18 protein-coding genes are annotated in these 17,024 nt (G+C 62.7%); 9 read left to right on the plus strand and 9 right to left on the minus strand.

The genetic code is table 11. The annotated features are described in order from the left end of the window. The 4 genes from J0I64_RS14270 to J0I64_RS14285 all read right to left on the minus strand — a co-directional run. Window positions 1-662 (minus strand): TlyA family RNA methyltransferase (locus J0I64_RS14270; protein ID WP_291409374.1); only part of this gene is annotated, 662 nt, incomplete at its 3' end. Next, window positions 659-1,258, minus strand: a complete 600-nt coding sequence (locus tag J0I64_RS14275) for an SCO family protein (protein WP_291409376.1) — start codon at window positions 1,256-1,258, stop codon at window positions 659-661. The genes J0I64_RS14275 and J0I64_RS14270, both read right to left, overlap by 4 nt. 138 nt (window positions 1,259-1,396) lie before the next feature. Continuing rightward, window positions 1,397-1,645 carry an exodeoxyribonuclease VII small subunit gene (locus J0I64_RS14280; protein WP_291409377.1) on the minus strand — a complete coding sequence of 83 codons (249 nt, stop codon included), beginning with the start codon at window positions 1,643-1,645 and terminating at the stop codon, window positions 1,397-1,399. Between the two features lie 9 nt (window positions 1,646-1,654). Then, entirely contained in the window at window positions 1,655-2,602 is a 948-nt protein-coding gene (locus J0I64_RS14285) for a histone deacetylase family protein (RefSeq protein ID WP_291409380.1), read from the minus strand. A 127-nt stretch (window positions 2,603-2,729) separates the two neighbouring features. Between J0I64_RS14285 and J0I64_RS14290 the strand changes: the two genes are divergently transcribed. Beyond that, window positions 2,730-3,671 (plus strand): L-threonylcarbamoyladenylate synthase, encoded by a 942-nt coding sequence (locus J0I64_RS14290; RefSeq protein ID WP_291409381.1) that lies wholly within the window; start codon window positions 2,730-2,732, stop codon window positions 3,669-3,671. A 98-nt stretch (window positions 3,672-3,769) separates the two neighbouring features. On the opposite strand, the gene J0I64_RS14295 is transcribed toward J0I64_RS14290, so the two are convergent. Continuing rightward, on the minus strand, window positions 3,770-4,102 hold the full coding sequence (locus J0I64_RS14295) for a hypothetical protein (protein WP_291409383.1): 333 nt from the start codon (window positions 4,100-4,102) through the stop codon (window positions 3,770-3,772). A gap of 3 nt (window positions 4,103-4,105) precedes the next feature. Next, the gene (locus J0I64_RS14300) at window positions 4,106-5,065 is read right to left on the minus strand and encodes a DnaJ C-terminal domain-containing protein (RefSeq protein ID WP_291409385.1); all 960 of its coding nucleotides are present in this window, start codon (window positions 5,063-5,065) and stop codon (window positions 4,106-4,108) included. 113 nt (window positions 5,066-5,178) lie between these two features. Between J0I64_RS14300 and pdxH the strand changes: the two genes are divergently transcribed. Both pdxH and J0I64_RS14310 read left to right on the plus strand, forming a co-directional pair. After that, window positions 5,179-5,808 (plus strand): pyridoxamine 5'-phosphate oxidase, encoded by a 630-nt coding sequence (gene pdxH, locus J0I64_RS14305; RefSeq protein WP_291409388.1) that lies wholly within the window; start codon window positions 5,179-5,181, stop codon window positions 5,806-5,808. A 99-nt stretch (window positions 5,809-5,907) separates the two neighbouring features. Next, a complete protein-coding gene (locus J0I64_RS14310; RefSeq protein WP_291409390.1) occupies window positions 5,908-6,729 on the plus strand; it encodes a DUF1499 domain-containing protein in 822 nt (273 codons plus the stop codon). 2 nt (window positions 6,730-6,731) lie between these two features. On the opposite strand, the gene glpK is transcribed toward J0I64_RS14310, so the two are convergent. After that, window positions 6,732-8,213 carry a glycerol kinase GlpK gene (gene glpK / locus J0I64_RS14315; RefSeq protein ID WP_291409392.1) on the minus strand — a complete coding sequence of 494 codons (1,482 nt, stop codon included), beginning with the start codon at window positions 8,211-8,213 and terminating at the stop codon, window positions 6,732-6,734. 149 nt (window positions 8,214-8,362) lie between these two features. Beyond that, entirely contained in the window at window positions 8,363-9,856 is a 1,494-nt protein-coding gene (gene glpD, locus J0I64_RS14320; RefSeq protein WP_291409394.1) for a glycerol-3-phosphate dehydrogenase, read from the minus strand. Window positions 9,857-10,076: 220 nt separating this feature from the next. On the opposite strand from glpD, the gene J0I64_RS14325 reads away from it, so the two are divergent. Continuing rightward, window positions 10,077-11,012, plus strand: coding sequence for an AEC family transporter (locus J0I64_RS14325; RefSeq protein ID WP_291409396.1), 936 nt, complete (start codon window positions 10,077-10,079; stop codon window positions 11,010-11,012). Window positions 11,013-11,145: 133 nt separating this feature from the next. On the opposite strand, the gene J0I64_RS14330 is transcribed toward J0I64_RS14325, so the two are convergent. Next, window positions 11,146-12,315, minus strand: coding sequence for a M20 aminoacylase family protein (locus tag J0I64_RS14330; RefSeq protein WP_291409398.1), 1,170 nt, complete (start codon window positions 12,313-12,315; stop codon window positions 11,146-11,148). A 177-nt stretch (window positions 12,316-12,492) separates the two neighbouring features. Between J0I64_RS14330 and J0I64_RS14335 the strand changes: the two genes are divergently transcribed. The 5 genes from J0I64_RS14335 to J0I64_RS14355 all read left to right on the plus strand — a co-directional run. Further along, window positions 12,493-13,455: a Tim44 domain-containing protein gene (locus J0I64_RS14335; RefSeq protein WP_291409400.1), complete on the plus strand. Its 963-nt coding sequence runs from the start codon at window positions 12,493-12,495 to the stop codon at window positions 13,453-13,455. A 170-nt stretch (window positions 13,456-13,625) separates the two neighbouring features. Further along, window positions 13,626-14,384, plus strand: coding sequence for an electron transfer flavoprotein subunit beta/FixA family protein (locus J0I64_RS14340; RefSeq protein WP_291409402.1), 759 nt, complete (start codon window positions 13,626-13,628; stop codon window positions 14,382-14,384). Continuing rightward, entirely contained in the window at window positions 14,384-15,313 is a 930-nt protein-coding gene (locus J0I64_RS14345) for an electron transfer flavoprotein subunit alpha/FixB family protein (RefSeq protein ID WP_291409404.1), read from the plus strand. The genes J0I64_RS14340 and J0I64_RS14345 overlap by 1 nt, the downstream gene beginning before the upstream one ends. A 197-nt stretch (window positions 15,314-15,510) precedes the next feature. Then, window positions 15,511-16,695 (plus strand): amino acid aminotransferase, encoded by a 1,185-nt coding sequence (locus J0I64_RS14350; RefSeq protein WP_291409406.1) that lies wholly within the window; start codon window positions 15,511-15,513, stop codon window positions 16,693-16,695. Between the two features lie 122 nt (window positions 16,696-16,817). Further along, on the plus strand, window positions 16,818-17,024 hold a 207-nt coding region (locus J0I64_RS14355), incomplete at its 3' end, for a transaldolase family protein (RefSeq protein ID WP_291409408.1).

Genomic DNA, 17,024 nt, shown 5'->3' on the forward strand with positions numbered 1-17,024 from the left:
TGCGCAAACCCCTGCGCTTCGACAAAGGCGATCACCTCGCCCATGGCGCGCGCACCGGCCTCGGCATCCGTGACAATCCCGCCCTTGCCGACGAAATCGCGCCCCACCTCAAACTGCGGCTTGAAGAGAATGACGGCGTCAGCGCGCGGCGCGCACAGCCCCAGCGGCGCCTCCAGCACTTTCGTCACCGACACAAAGCTCACATCCGAAACCAGCAGCTCCACCGGCTCGGGAATTTCCACGCGCGAAATCTCCCGCGCATTGAACCCTTCAAGGCTCACGACCCGCGGATTGCTCCTCAGGCTCTCATGCAACTGGTCATGCCCCACATCCACGGCAAAAACCTTTGCCGCACCGCGCTCCAGCAAAACCTGCGTAAAACCCCCGGTCGACGATCCGACATCGAGGCAGGTCTTGCCCGCGACAGCGATTCCGCCCGCATCGAGCCCCGCCAACAGTTTCAGCGCCGCCCGTGACACATAGCGCGCCGCCGGATCATCGAGCACTATCGCGTCGTCCGGCCCCACCATCTGATTGGGTTTCTTGGCCGCTTCGCCATTGATGCGCACCGTGCCGCGCAAAATGGCGTCTCGCGCCCGCGCGCGGCTCGGCAACAGGCCGCGCTGCTCAATCGCAAGATCGAGCCGGATGCGCTCGCTCACCGCTCGACGAGCCGCTTGACCTTGGCCAGCGCCGTATCCCGCGCCTCTTCATAGGCCACGGTGCCCTGGAAAGCGCCCGCGCGGTCGATCAGGAAGGTCAGCGCCGTGTGGTTGACGAGATAATATTCGCTCTCCACATCGCCCGCCTTTTCCGAAAACACGCCAAAGGCCGTTTTCACCTGCGCTGTCGCCGCCTCGTCGCCAACCAGCCCGATCACCGAAGGATCAAAGGCCTCGACATAGTCCTTCACCATATCAAGCGTGTCGCGCTCGGGGTCGACGGTGACGAAGACGATGCGCAGGTCCTCGGGCGTCAGGCCCAGTTCGCTGCGCCAGGCCATGGTTTCGGCCAGCGTCGTCGGACACACATCCGGGCAGAACGTATAGCCAAAGAACAGCAGCGTCGGCGTGCCGACGAGGTCCTTTTCAGTGAAAACGCCGCCCTTGGTCGAGTTGAGCGCAAAGCTCTGCCCATTGAGCCCCAGCGGCCGCTGCGGCGGACGATAGATGTAAAGCCAGGTCGCCCCGATGGCCGCCACGGCCACCAGCACCCAAAGCACAATGCGGAAATTGCGCAGCGTCTTGTTCGTCGTCATTCTTGTGGATTTCCCGGGGAGCCCCGGCCCCCTCCAGTTGTCGTCATTGCCCGGCTTGTCCGGGCAATCCATGTCCCGGCGCGCTCCGAGGCGAGGATCACCGGGACAAGCCCGGTGATGACGATCGTCGAGATGGCGTCAGTTCGCGTCGAGCGGCTCGGTGCCCACGGCCTTGCCTTCACGGCTCAGCGTAATCTTCTCGATCCGCGCTTCGGCCGTCTTCAGCAGCATTTCGCAATGCGCCTTCAGCGCTTCGCCGCGCTCATAGATGGCAATGGATTCGGCCAGCGGGGCGCGGCCGCTTTCGAGCTTCTGCACGATCTGTTCGAGCTGCTCCAGAGCTGCCTCGAAGCTCAGGGCTTTCACATCGTCGGCAATCTCGGCCATGGCGCAATCCTAAAAGTTGAGAGAACTGGTCGCCCCGTCCATCAGCATGGCCACGTGCTGGCGCACGCCTCCGGCAAGGCCCTTGAGGTCATAGCCACCTTCGAGCAGCGACACAATGCGATTGCCGCAACGACGTTCGGCGACATCCATCAACTTTCCCGTGACCCAGGCATAGTCGCCGTCTTCCCATTCAAGCTGCGCCAACGGGTCGCGCTTGTGGGCGTCAAAACCCGCCGAAATCAGGATCAGGTCGGGTCCGAAATTGTCGAGGGCGGGCAGGATGACCTGGTTATAGGCCTCGCGCATTTCCGAGCCATCGGTATGCGCCTTGAGGGCGGTGTTGACGATATTGCCCACCCCATGTTCGCTCGGGTGCCCCGTGCCCGGAAACAGCGGCATCTGGTGGCTCGAGGCATAGAACACGGTCGGGTCTTCGTAGAAGATATCCTGCGTGCCATTGCCGTGGTGTACGTCAAAATCCACGATGGCGACCCGCTCCGCGCCATACTTCCGTTGCGCCTCGCGCGCTACGATCGCGGCCGTATTGATCAGGCAAAAGCCCATCGGCCGGTCGATTTCGGCATGGTGCCCTGGCGGGCGAATGGCGCAGAAGGCATTGTCCACCTCGCCCATCACCACCGCATCCAGTCCCGCCAGCGCCCCGCCCAGTCCGGTCGCCGCCACTGAAAGGGACTGGTCGGAAATAAACGTATCGGTATCGATCTGCCCGATGCCCTCGGCCGGCCGCGCCGCCCGCAGCCGCGCCATATAGTTGGCGTCGTGCACGAGCTCTGCCAGAGTTATGTCGCCATAGGGCGCTTCGCGCCGCACCAGCCGATCAAAATTCTGCGCCGCAAGCGCTTCTTCGACAGCAGCGATCCGGTCGGCGCGCTCGGGGTGGCCGGCCGGCGTCCGGTGATCGGCAAAATTGGCTTGGCTGACGAGCAGCGTGGTCACGGGTGGCTTCCGAGTGGGTTCGGGAAAAATGAATACCACTTTTCTAGGGCAAATGCGCAACAAACGAAAAATGCCTTGCGCGCCCTTGTGTCTTGACGCGGCCAGGGCCGCTTGTCAAACACCGCCCATGAGCACATTTCCCGATGATCAGGCCATTGCGGATGCCGCCGCCTCGCTGCGCGCCGGCAATCTCGTCGCCTTTCCCACCGAGACCGTCTATGGCCTCGGCGCCGACGCGACCAATCCCGATGCCGTGCTCTCGATTTACGAAACCAAGGGCCGTCCTCGTTTCAATCCTTTGATCGCCCATGTGGCCGATCTCGAAATGGCTGAAAAGCTCGCGATCTTTTCTCCCCTGGCGAAGGCCCTCGCCGAAAAATTCTGGCCCGGCCCTCTCAGCATCGTCGTGCCGCTGCGCCCCGGCCATGGCCTTGCCGATGTCGCGACCGCCGGGCTCGACACCGTCGCCCTGCGCATGCCCGATCATCCGGTTGCCCTCGCGCTCCTCCGCGCCACCGGCCGCCCGCTCTCGGCGCCGTCCGCCAATCCCTCCGGAAAGCTCTCGCCCACCACGGCCGAACAGGTCCGTCGCGGTTTTTCTGGCAAAGTCCCGGTGCTTGATGGCGGCGCCTGCAAGGCCGGCGTTGAATCGACCATCGTGGCCGTCGATGGCGAAACCATCATCCAGCTCCGCGCCGGCGCGCTAGCCCGCGAAGACATCGAAAAAGCCTTCGGACGCAAAGTTGCCCGCGCTGCCAAAGGCGCCAAGATTTCCGCCCCCGGCATGCTCTTGAGCCACTACGCCCCCAACGCCGCCATGCGGCTCGACACGACGCCAAACCCCGGCGAAGCCTTCTTGGCCTTTGGCCCCAAGGGAAATTTTGTGGGCGAAACGCGAAACCTCTCCCCCTCGTCCGACCTCCACGAAGCCGCCCGCAACCTCTTCTCGATGCTGCACGAACTGGACGCCACCGGCGCTCAAACGATCGCCGTGGCCCCCATCCCCCACGAGGGCCTGGGCGAAGCCATCAACGACCGACTGCAAAGAGCCGCCGCACCGAGGGAGTAGGGTGGCCAAGTCACCAGCGTTCATTCCCACCCACCGCATCATTCCCGCGAAAGCGGGAATCTCGCATGCGGCTCAGACGCCGTGCGAGGTCAAAACCCCTAAAAACTCAACCCCACCACAACCGCCAGCGCCCAGAGATAAACCCCGCCAACGACCCAGGCCGTAGCCTCGAGCCAGCCGGCAGCCGGCCGCAGCCAGCCCAGCAGCCATACGGCGAGCGGCAGCGCCGGCGGCACCGCCAGGGTCATCACGATGGCCAAGGGCCAGGCCCGGTCACCAGTAAGCAGGCTCCCCGGCGGCAGGCCGCGCAACAGTTCGGCGAGGGGCGCCGTCACGCTGGCATAGACGGCACCGGGAATGCCCAGCACCACCAGCCCGCCCACCATCAGCACGGCCGCTACAATCAGTGCAACGACAAGGCTTCCGGGCAAGGTTTAGCTCTCCCGAACCTTGTAGGGCTTCTGGTCGCGCATGAAACGCGCGAGCGCCTCGAGATCGGCATCACCACCGGGCGGCAGCACTACGCGGATGTTCACGTAGAGATCGCCATCGCCATAAAGGCCCTTGCCCTTGAGGCGTAGCGCCTTGCCCGTATCGACGCCCGGCGGCAGGTTCAACTCCACCGAACCATCGAGCGTCGGCACGCGCACCTTGGCGCCCAGCACGGCCTCATAGAGCGTCACCGAAACGTCGGTGCGCACATCATGTCCATCGCGCCGGAACACTTTCGATTTCTCGAAGCGCACCGTCACCAAGGCATCGCCGGCCTCGCCAAAGGCATTGGGCGAACCCTGGCCCTTGAGCCGGATCTGCTGACCTTCTTCCACCTTCTCGGGCAGTTTGACGTTCAGCACCTTGCCCGTCGGCATGCGCACCGGCACGGAAGCGGCCTTGTGCGCGTCTTCCAGCGATACGGTGGCGTTGACGACCACGTCCTCGCCCTTCATGCCGCCACGCGCCTGCGCGCCAGCACCCGCGCCCATGCCACCGGCAAAGGGGTCCCATTGCCCGCTACCGGCACCGCCACCCGGGCGCGCGCCGCCGCGCGGCTGGCCGCCAAAGCCGCTCATGAATTCCTTCAAGATGTCTTCGGCCGAAAACCCGCCCGCGCCACCGGCGCCCGGCCGCGCACCACGGCCCGCGCCGCCGCCACCAAAGCCGGCAAAGCGCGGATTGCCTTCGGCGTCGATTTCGCCGCGGTCAAACTGGCCGCGCTTTTCCGCGTCATTGAGCAGGTCATAGGCATGCGTCGCCTCGGCAAATTTTCCGTGTGCCGAAGGGTCGTCGGGATTCTGGTCGGGGTGATACTTCTTGGCCAGCTTGCGATAGGCGGACTTGATGTCCTTCTCGCTTGCGGACCGCGGCACCCCGAGCACGGTGTAAGGATCGCGCATTTGGTCCAATCTGTTTGGGTCGGGCGTTGCTTCGCCCACAATTCGAGTCCTATATGGCCACGCACCCCCTGCTTGTCCAGTTTGAGAGGGGCGAAAGCGCGGGAAATATGACGATGCTGCAGACACTCACCGAACGCCTTTTCGATGATGGCGACCGCTCGAACCTCGATCCTTTTGCCGTGTTCGAGGAGTGGTTTGCCCTGGCCAATGACAGCGAGCCCAACGATCCCCACGCCATGGCCCTCGCCAGCGCCGATGAAGCGGGCATGCCCGATGTCCGCATGGTCCTGCTCAATGCCCGCGATGCCAGGGGCTTCTGCTTCTTCACCAATTTCGAGAGCGACAAGGGCCGCGAGCTCCTTGCCAATCCGCAGGCCGCCGCCGTCTTCCATTGGAAGTCGCTGCGGCGCCAGGTTCGTCTCCGTGGCCCGGTAGAAGTCGTCAGCCCCGCCGAGTCCGACGCCTATTTCGCCTCGCGCCACCGCGGCAGCCAGATCGCCTCGTCGGCCTCGCTCCAGTCCCGCCCGCTCGAAAGCCGCGCAGCCCTCATTGCGCGCGTCGATACGCTCACCGCCGAGATCGGCGATGCCCCCGTCATCCGCCCCGCCCACTGGGCCGGTTTCCGCATCAAACCGACCATGATGGAATTCTGGAAGGACGGCGAATACCGCCTCCACGACCGCGTCCGTTTCACCCGCGAAACGCCCGATGCCCCCTGGGAGAATGCGCGGCTCTACCCGTGAGCACGGCCCCATAAGCCGGCGCCTTGCTGGATAACATTCGTTTAAACAATCCCAAGACCTTTGACGTAAAACAGGCGCGAGCAAGGGAAAAGCCTCTTCGTGCGCATACTGATCAGAACGTCGAAAACGGCCATTTGGGCCGGCCGGATTGGCAGGATCGCCATTCCGCTCGTCATTCTGCCCGTCGGCATGCACCATCTGGGGCTCATCGACTCGCCGAGCTTCTTCATCGTCGCCATGCTGGCGCTCGGCGTCTCGGCGCTGGCGGTGCTGGTGGCGCTGCTCGCGCTCGCCCGCCTCTGGTTTTCCGGCGATCAGGGCTGGGGCAAGGCGCTGTCGGGCCTTTTCCTCGGCCTCATCTGCCTCGCGCCCTTCGCCTATTATGGCTACTACGCTTGGCGCTATCCGCCGGTGACCGACATTGCCACCGTGCCGCGCGGCGAGCTGCCGCTGCTGTTCCTGCCCGATACGGCCAAAATGCCGCCGCCCAAGCTCGTCACGCCCGAGGAGCAGGCGCGCATCTTCCCCAATGCGACCACCCGCACCTATCCGCTCGATGTGGTTTCCCTGTTCGGCGTGGTCGAGCGCCTCGTCGAAGCCGAAGGCTGGAATATCCGCCTCAATGTCGGCCCCGGCCTCGATGGTACCCCGGGCCGCATCAATGCCCGCATCACCACCATTCCCGGCTGGCGCGAAGAAGCGGTCTTCCGCGTCTCGCCCACGCCCACCGGCGCCAAGGTCGACATGCGCTCCGCCTCGATCAACGCGCCGCACGATTTTGGGTCCAACGGCACCCGCATCGAGCGCTTCATGGTCAACCTCGACAATGAAGTGACAACGCTCCTGCGCGACAATCCCAACGTCAACCAGCCGACCTCCGAGGAAGACGACGAACCGGCTCCGTCAGTCGAAGGCGAATAAGGCTAGGCGGTCAGCACGCGCTGCACGGCGTCGTCCCAACCGGCAACCTTCGCATCGCGCACCGCCGCGTCCATCGCCGGCTCAAACCGCCGATCCCGCGCCCACCCGGCCGCAAATTCGTCCATATCCGGCCAAACCCCAGCCTTCATGCCCGCAAGCCAGGCCGCACCCAGCGCCGTGGTTTCAAGGATAGTCGGCCGATCCACCGGCGCATCGAGCACATCCGCCAGAAACTGCATCGTCCAGTCCGAAGCGACCATGCCGCCATCAACGCGCAGCACCGTGTCGCCCTTAGCCGTCCAGTCTTTCCGCATCGCCTCCAGCAGGTCGCGTGTCTGGTAGCAAACCGCCTCCAGCGCCGCCCGTGCGATCTCGGCCGGCCCGGTATTGCGGGTAATCCCAAAGATCGCCCCGCGCGCCTCCGCGTCCCACCACGGCGCCCCAAGCCCCACAAAGGCCGGCACCATATAGACGTTCTGGCTCGGGTCCGCCGTCTGCGCCAGCGGCCCAGTTTCGCTGGCGTGCTTCACCAGCTTCAGCCCGTCGCGTATCCACTGCACCGCCGCGCCGGCAATAAAGATCGAGCCCTCGAGCGCATAGATCGTCTCGCCATTCAGCCGATAGGCGATGGTTGTAAGAAGCCGGTTCTGCGACCGAACCATGTCCTTGCCAGTGTTCAACACCGCAAAGCAGCCCGTGCCATAGGTCGATTTGACCATGCCCGGTGCAAAGCACGCCTGCCCAATCGTCGCCGCATGCTGGTCGCCCGCTAGACCCAAAATCGGGATCTCGGCCCCAAACAGCGCCGTCACCCCAAAATCATCGGCGCAGTCTTTGACCTCCGGCAACAGCGCCTTCGGCACGCCGAGAATACCAAGTAGCTCATCGTCCCACTGATTGCGCCCGATATCGAACATCAGCGTCCGCGCCGCATTTGTCGCGTCGGTCGCATGCACCTTGCCGCCCGTCAGCCGCCAAATAAGGAACGTATCAATCGTCCCAAACGCCAGCTCACCCGCCTCGGCCCGCGCCCGCGCCCCCTCGACATTGTCGAGCAGCCATTTGACCTTCGTGCCCGAAAAATAGGGGTCGAGCAGCAAGCCGGTCCGCTCGGTAAACAGCGCCTCATGCCCCGCGCGCTTCAGCTCCGCACAAGTCGCCGAAGTCCGCCGATCCTGCCAGACAATCGCATTGTAGATCGGCTTCTCCGTCGCCCGATCCCACACCACCACCGTTTCGCGCTGATTGGTAATCCCGATCGCCGCAATGTCGCTTGCGCCAACCTTGGCCTCGCCCAGCGCGGTCTTGATGGTTGCAACCACACTCTCCCAGATTTCCTCCGGATCGTGCTCCACCCAGCCATCCTGCGGAAAGATCTGCGAAAATTCCTTCTGCCCGACCCCGACCACCTTCCGGTCGCCATCGAACACAATCGCCCGGCTCGACGTCGTGCCCTGATCGATCGCCAGAATGAAATTGCTCATAAAACTCTCCTCCGGAACTCTGTGGTCCCTCGATATTTCCATTCCGTCGTCATTGCCGGGCTCGTCCCGGCAATCCATCTTGCCTCGGCGTGGACCACCGGGACAGGCCCGGTGGTGACGACCACCAAGGATTTAGTACCGAAGGCTACTTACTTGCGACTAGCCAGATAACCCTCAAGCCGCGCCACATCCTCAGCTCCAACCCGCAGCCCCAATTTCGTCCGCCGCCACAGCACGTCTTGTGCCGTGTGCGCCCATTCATGCTCAACGAGATAGATCACCTCGCGCGCATAAAGATCAGCGCCAAAGTTCTGGCCGAGATCCCCCACGCTCTTGGCATCCCCCAGGACCACCCGCGCCTTGCTTCCATAAAGCCGCATCAACCGCTTGAGCAACGTCCCCGGCAGGTCCGGATAATCGAGCCCCAGCCGCCGCACTTCCGCATCAAAACTCAGCGGCCCGAAATCGCCGCCGGGCAGGGTGCTGACCTTCGTCCACGCGCCCTTCTTCTTGCCAAGCACCTCTTCGATCTTTTCGAGTACCGACTCGGCCAAGCGCCGCGACGTCGTCAGCTTGCCGCCAAACACATTGACCACAGCGCCCGTCGCGGCATCGCCCTCGACCTTGAGCACATAATCCCGCGTCGCCTCCTGCGCCGCGCTCGCGCCATCGTCAAACAGCGGCCGCACACCCGAATAGGTCCAGACAATCTCGTCTTTGGTGACGGGCTTGGCAAAATACTCGCTCGCCGCGCTCAGCAGATAATCCGTCTCTTCCTGCGAGATTTTGACGTCCTTCGGATCGCCCTTGTAGTCGCGGTCCGTCGTGCCGATCAGCGTAAAATCGTCCTGATAGGGAATGGCGAAAATGATCCGCCCATCGCCGTTCTGGAAAATATAGCAGCGATCGTGGTCATAGAGCTTCTTCACTACGATATGGCTGCCCTGAACGAGCCGCACATTATGCGCCCCGTTCTTGCCCATCACGCCATTGATGACATTGTCGACCCACGGCCCCGCCGCATTGACGATCATCTTGGCGCGCACGGTCTGCGTGCCACCTTCGCCCTCAAGCGAAATCGTCCAGGCGCCATTTTCCTTCCGCGCCGAAGTCACCTTCGTGCGAGCATAGATCTTCGCGCCCTTGTCCGCCGCATCGCGCACATTGAGCACCACGAAACGCGCATCATCGACCCAGCAATCCGAATATTCGAACCCCAGCCGATAGCCGGGTTTTAGCGGTTTCCCGGTGACATCGCGCGTCAGGTCCAGCGTCTTGGTTGCCGGTAGCAGCTTCCGCCCGCCCATATAGTCATACATGGCCAAACCGGTGCGCAGCACGAAGGCCGGCCGCAGCCCCTTGTGATGGGGTAGCACGAAGCGCAGCGGCCGAATGATATGCGGTGCCGCGGCCCACAAGATCTCGCGCTCGGCCAACGCCTCATGCACCAGCCGGAACTCGTAGTGCTCGAGATAGCGCAACCCGCCATGGATCAGCTTGGTCGCGGCCGAGCTGGTGCCGGAAGCAAAGTCGTTCATTTCGGCGAGGCCAACGGAAAACCCGCGCCCCACCGCATCGCGTGCCACGCTGGCCCCATTGATACCGCCGCCGATGACGAACAGATCCAGCACTGACTCACTCATATCGCTTCGCTCCAAGAATAGTTCGTATGTAAGTCATTTGTTTTCGTTTTGAAACTATCATTGTTTCGTTTTGGCGACCCACATTGCGCGGTGGCTTAGCGCTTTCACAACACGGTCATACGACACTGTGGAGTTGAAAACTTCCATACAAGATCATGGTTGACCCCGTCGCGCCAAGGGTCTAGGCCTGCCTTTCCCTTCCGGCCCGGATCCTCGGCCAATGCTCGACATCATCTACGTTATTCTGCCCATCTTCGGTCTCATGGGCCTGGGCTATATCGCCGTGCTCAAGCGCCTCTATCCGGCCGAGGGCGTCAAAAGCCTCATCGCTTTCGTCAACAACTTTGCGACGCCGTGCCTGCTCTTCCACTCGATCTCGACGAGTGATTTTCGCGCGGCCTTCAATCCGTCGATCATCGGCCCGTTCTATTTCGGCGCCATCGTCTGCTTCATCATCGGCATCGTCATTGCCCAGCGCGCCTTTGGCAATCGTCCGGGCGAAAGTGTCGCCGCCGGCTTTTCCGGCACTTTCACCAATACCGTGCTGGTCGGCTTGCCCATCCTGACGCGCGCCTATGGCAGCGATGCACTGCCGGTGACTCTCTCGATCATCGGCCTCCATGGCGCGATCCTCCTCACCGTCGGCATGATGACCATGGAACTGGTCAAGCGCGACGGTCAGCCACTCGGCAAGACGCTCGTCGTCGCCGTTCGCCGCATCGCATCCAATCCCCTGATATGGGGCATTGTTGCAGGCATCATTGGCTCTCTGCTCGATATTCAGCTGATTGAGCCTGCCGAAGCCTTCTTCGTCATGATGAGCCAGGCTGTCGTCCCCGCCGCCCTCTTCGGCATCGGCGGCGCGCTGGTCGAATTCAAACTTTCCGAAAACTGGAAGCAGGCCCTCGTCGCCTCGCTCATAAAACTGATCCTGCACCCCTTCATCGCCTATGTGCTGATGGTCTGGGTGCTCCACGTGCCGCTTGAAATGGCCCGCTACGGCATCCTGCTTGCCGCCATGCCGGCCGGGGTGAACATCTATGTGTTCGCGACCTACTACGATCGCGGCATCAGCGTCGCGACCAACACCATCCTCATAGCCACGGTGCTATCGGCCGTGACGATTACGGGGTGGCTGTATATTTTGTCTCTTTAGGGTAGGGCCGGGGCCAAGCCTCAAGTCCATCAAACACCCACGGTGTCATTCCCGCGAAAGCGGGAATCTCTGTTGTCCGTGTACTGGGACTCCCGCTTTCGCGGGAATGACGCGGTGAAAAGGTGAGGGGGCCTTACTCCGCCTTCAGTGCCGTCTCCGCCAGGCGCACCCAATAGCTCGTCCCAACCGGAATGGCCTCGTCATTGAAATCATACGTATCCGTATGCAGCTCCGACGAATTCCCGTTGCCGATGAAAATATACGCCCCCGGGCGCTCGTTGAGCATGAAGGAGAAATCCTCCCCGCCCATCGACGGCGGCGTATTCCGGTCCACCCGCTCAGCGCCGACAACTTCGCTCGCCACATCAGCGGCAAAGTCGGCTTCATCAGCCGAATTGACCGTCACCGGGTAGCCCCGCGCATAACGGATTTCAGCGCTCGCCCCAAAGCTCCGGGCAAACTGCGGCACGATCTCATTGAGCCGCGCCTCGATGAAATCCTGCACATCACCATCGAGCGTGCGCACCGTGCCGGTGATCTTCGCCGTCTGCGAAATGACATTGTCGGCCTCGCCCGCCTCGATCATCGTCACCGAAAGCACCGCCGATTGCAGCGGATCCAAATTGCGCGAAACGATCGTCTGCAGCGCCGTCACCATTTGCGCCGCGACAATGATCGGATCGATAGTCTGCTGCGGCCTAGCCGCATGCCCGCCCTGGCCGGTAATGGTGATGTAAAACCGGTCGGTCGCCGCCATGATCCCGCCATGGCGAATACCGAAATGCCCGACCGGCATTCCCGGCCAATTGTGCATCCCGTAAAATTCCGAAATGTCGAATTTTTCGACGAGGCCATCGTCGAGCATGACCTTGCCGCCGCCGCCGCCCTCTTCCGCCGGCTGGAAGATCAGCGCAATGCGCCCATCGAAATTCCGCGTCTCGGCCAGATACTTCGCCGCGCCCAAAAGCATCGCGGTGTGCCCGTCGTGCCCACAGGCATGCATCTTTCCCGGAATGGTCGAGGCGTAAGCGGCGCCGGTCTTTTCGGTGACCGTCAGCGCATCCATATCGGCGCGCAGCCCGATGGTCTTGCCGCTGGTATTGCTCTTCCCATTGATGATGCCGACAACGCCGGTGCGACCGAGCCCGGTCACGATCTCGTCGACCCCAAAGGCCTTCAGCTTTTCCGCCACGATCCCGGCGGTCCGATGCACGTCAAACAGCACTTCCGGATGCTGATGCAAATCCCGTCGCCAGGCGGTGATTTCATCATGAAATTCGGCAATGCGGTTGAGGATAGGCATGAGACATCCGAAGCAGCTGGCAAGAGGCTGCAATGTCCATGCCCGGCTCTCGCTCGTCAACTGCTTGCACCGTCGCACGTTTTTTCGGCCTGCCACGAAGCGTTTTTTGCCCCGGCGCTACACATTGCGGCAATGACCACCTATATGGCGGATAACGCTATTTCACGGGTCCGCTATATGTTTGCTTCCAAGACCGTCCGCTTCGCCAGTCTCTTCGCTTGTCTGGTCATGGCATTCTCCATGATTTCGGTCAGCGATGCCGAAGCGCGCCGTGGCGGCAGCTTTGGCGGCCGTGGCATGAATACGTTCAATTCGCCCGCCCCCACCAATACCGCGCCCAATCAGGTTGCCCCGGTTCAGCGCACCATGACGCCCGGCCAGCAGCCCTCGGCCGCTCCCGGCGTGCAGTCCGCACAGCCGCGCGGCTTCATGAACGGCTTTGGCGGCTCGCTCCTCCGCGGCCTCGCGCTCGGTGGCCTGCTTGGCCTCTTCTTCGGTGCCGGCTTTGGCGGTTTTGGCGGCATCTTCGCCATGATCGTGCAGATCGCCCTCATCGGCGGCGCCATCTGGCTGGCCATGCGTTTCTTCCGCGGCCAGCGCCCGGCAACGGCTGGCGGCCCCAATGCCGCGGCCTATCAGGCCCAGCCCAATAACAACCGCCCCAATGATTTCGGCCAGATGTTCGGCGGCGGTTCTGCCGCACCGCGCGGTCCAAAGCCCACCCCGGGCAAGAACGAACTCAATATCGGCATCGAAGACCTTGAGCTGTTCGAGCAGATGCTGAGCCGCGTTCAGGCGGCCTTCGCCGGCGAAAACTATGCGGCCTTGCGCACGCTCACCACGCCCGAAGTGATGGGCTATCTCTCCGAAGAGCTGGCCACCAACGCCACCAATGGCGTCAAGAACCACGTGTCCGACGTGCGCCTCCTCCAGGGCGACCTCGCCGAGAGCTGGCGCGAGGGGCGCGACGAATACGCCACCGTCGCCATGCGCTATTCCTCGGTCGACTATACCGCTGATCGCAATACCGGCGCCGTGGTCGAAGGCGATGCCGAGAACGCGACGGAATCCGTCGAGATCTGGACCTTCAAGCGCACCTCCGGCGGCGACTGGCTGCTCTCCGCCATCCAGGAAGCCTGATCCCTTTCGCTCAGCAGATTTCGGCCCGCGCTTTATGATGAAGGCGCGGGCTTTTTGCTGCCTAAGCACCCCTTTCTAACATTCGCCCCGCGGCCGAACCGAATTTCCCTCCGCGCGCCTTGCCCGCTTCGGCTCAACCTGCCATTGAACCCCCAAATTCGGAGCCGCCCATGAAAATCCTCGTCGCCGTCAAGCGCGTCGTCGACCACAATGTCCGCATCCGCGTCCGTCCCGATGGAACCGGCGTCGAGACCACTGGCGTACGCATGTCGATGAATCCCTTCTGCAAGCACGCGGTCGAAGCCGCCGTGCAACTGGTCGAAAAGGGCCAGGCCAGCGAAGTGGTCGTCGTCTCCATCGGCCCCAAGCAAAGCAACGACGTCATCCTTACCGCCCTCGCCATGGGCGCCCACCGTGGCGTGCTCGTCGAAACCGACGCAGCCCTCGAAACCCTCACCATCGCCAAGCTGCTGGCAAAGGTCGCCGAGGAAGAACAGCCCGACCTGATCCTTCTGGGCAAGCAGGCCGTCGACGACGATTCCAACCATGTCGGCCAGATGCTGGCCGCCCTCACCAATCGTCCCCAGGCGACCTTCGCGTCGGAAATCGTGGTGAAAGGCTCTGAACTGGAAGTCACCCGCGAAGTCGACTACGGCCGCGAAACCGTGGCCCTGCCGCTCCCCGCCGTCGTCACTGCCGATCTCCGCCTCAACACCCCGCGCAATGCCGCCCTCCCCATGGTGATGAAGGCGCGCTCCAAGCCACTGGCCGTGCGCCCCGCCGCCGATTTCGGCGTCGACCTCGCCCCGCGCCTCGTGGTGGAAAAGATATCCCCGCCCGCCGAACGTGTCGCCGGCAAGACTGTCGGCTCCGTTGCCGACCTCGCCAGCGCCATCGCCGCTGAAGTCAATGAGATGGAGGCGCTCTGATGTCGGTTCTTCTGCTTGCCGATCACGACAAGGGTGAACTCTCGCCCGCCACCGCCCGCCTCGTCGCCGCCGCGAGCCAACTCGGCCCCGTCGACATCCTCGTCGTCGCCGAAAACCCCGCTGCGATCGCTGCCGCCGCGGCTCAAATTGCCGGTGTTCGGATAGTCCAAGTGGTGAAGGCGGCCGAGACCGCCGAATCCATCACCAATTCCCTCGAAAGCCTAGCTCAACGCTACCAGTCTGTTAGCGCGAGCGCCTCGTCGGTGGGCAAGGATGTCATCCCGCGCCTTGCCGCAAAGCTTGATATCCAGCCGGTTACCGACGTCGTCGAAATCCTCGGCCCCAACCGCTTCACTCGCCCGATTTACGCCGGCAACGCGCTCGAAACGGTCACCGACCCCCAGCCAAAGCACCTGCTCACCTTCCGCGCCTCGGCCTTCCGCCCTGCCGCCTCGGGCAATGCCGCTTCGGTCGAAAGCCTTGATCTTTCAGTCACTTCCGCCGCGCGCTTCCTCGCCGCGCACCGCACCGAAAGCGACACGCCCGATCTCGCCACGGCCCAGATCGTCATCGGCGGTGGCGTCTCCGTCGGCTCTGCCGAAGGCTTTCAACTGATTGAAAAGCTTGGCAAAACCCTTGGTGCCGCTGTCGGCGCCACCCGCGCTGCGGTCGATGCCGGCTATGCCCCCAACGATTGGCAGATCGGCCAGACCGGCAAGATCATCGCGCCCGATCTTTACATCGCCATCGGCATCTCCGGTGCGCTGCAGCACCTCGCCGGTATCCAGGGCGCCAAGAAGATTTTTGCCATCAATACCGATGCCGAAGCGCCCTTGGTCAAAATCGCCGACGTGGCCCTGATTGGCGATCTCTTTGAAATCGTTCCGCAATTGATCGCCGAGCTGGAAAAGAGCGGCATAAAACACTGATCTCCCCCAGTCCTCGATTTGTCACCCCGGCGAAGGCCGGGGCCCATCCTGAAATCTCAAGATGAATCCCGGCTCAAGGCCGGGATGACAGCCGGAGGAGGGGAGGCTTCAAAGACTACCAAAACACCCACTTCCAATTGCAAAAATCCCCCAGCCGCCTATAAAGGCGGCGCTTCCCTCACCGGACTTCCAACAAAATGTTCGAAACTCTCTCCAAGGCCCCTGGCGACAAGATTCTTGCGCTCATGGGCGAATACGCTGCTGACCAGCGTTCCACCAAGATCGACCTCGGCGTCGGCGTCTACAAAGACGAAAAAGGCGTGACCCCGGTCATGACCTCGGTGCGCAAAGCCGAAGAGAAAATCCTTTCGAACGAAAAAACAAAGACTTACCTCGGCATCGCCGGCAATAAGGGTTTTGGCACGGCCGTGCTCGACCTGGTCCTCGCCGATAGCGTCGACCGCTCCCGCGTGCGCATCGCGCAGGCCCCGGGCGGCACTGGCTCGCTCTGGGTGCTGATGCAGCTGATCAACCGTGCCCGCCCCGGCGCCACGGTTTATGTGTCGGACCCGACCTGGGCCAACCACAACCCGATCGCCATCAATTCCGGCCTCAAGGTCGCGACCTATCCCTATTTCGATACCGAAACGCGCGGCGTCAAATTCGCCGAAATGCTGGCAGCGCTTGATAGACTGGGCGCGGGCGATGTCGTGCTGCTGCACGGCTGCTGCCACAACCCGACCGGCGCCAACCTGTCCAACGACCAGTGGGACCAGGTTGCCGCAAGTCTCCTCCGCACCGGCGCGCTGCCCTTCGTCGATCTCGCCTATCTCGGCTTTGGCGATGGCATCGAAGCCGACGCCTATGGCACGCGCAAGATTCTCTCCACGGTCCCCGAGGCTCTGGTAGCATTCTCGGGCTCGAAGAATTTTGGGCTCTATCGTGAGCGTGTTGGTGCCGCCATCCTCATCGCCCGCGATGAAAAAGAAGCGGATATTACAAATTCGCAGCTCTTGAACATTATCCGCGGCGCCTATTCCCAGCCACCTGATCACGGCGCGGAAATCATCCGCACCATTCTCGAGGACAAGGCGCTCCGCGCCGAGTGGGAAGAAGAACTGGCGCTTATGCGTAACCGCATGATTTCATTGCGGAAAAAGCTTGCAGATGCGATCCGTGAGCGCTCGAACTCGTCCGATTTCGACTTCGTCGCCGATCACCGCGGCATGTTCTCGCTGCTCGGTCTGACCGTTGCCGGCGTCGATCATCTCAAAGCCGAAAACGGGGTCTATATGACGTCCGATACCCGCATCAACGTCGCCGGCATCCCGGAAGATCGCGTCGGCGATCTTGCGACGGCACTGCTCGGCGCTGTCAGCTAACCCCATATGGGGGCACGGAGACCGTTTTTGTTTCCGAGTCCCCGCCGATCTGCTTGCGGTACCGTACCGCCATGCTACACCTTGGCCCGAGGCCATTCGCTCGAGACTTTTAGGAGGGAACGATGAAGTTCTTCGTCGATACTGCAGATACCGCCGCCATCAAGGAACTCTATGAAACCGGTCTCCTCGACGGCGTTACCACCAACCCGTCGCTGATCGCCAAGTCCGGCCGCGACTTCAAGGAAGTCATCGCCGAAATCTGCGCCATCGTTCCCGGCCCGGTTTCCGCCGAAGTCGCCAGCCTTGAATATGACGGCATCGTTGCCGAA

It is taken from the genome of Devosia sp., from assembly GCF_017307565.1.
In the GTDB taxonomy this organism is placed as follows: domain Bacteria; phylum Pseudomonadota; class Alphaproteobacteria; order Rhizobiales; family Devosiaceae; genus Devosia.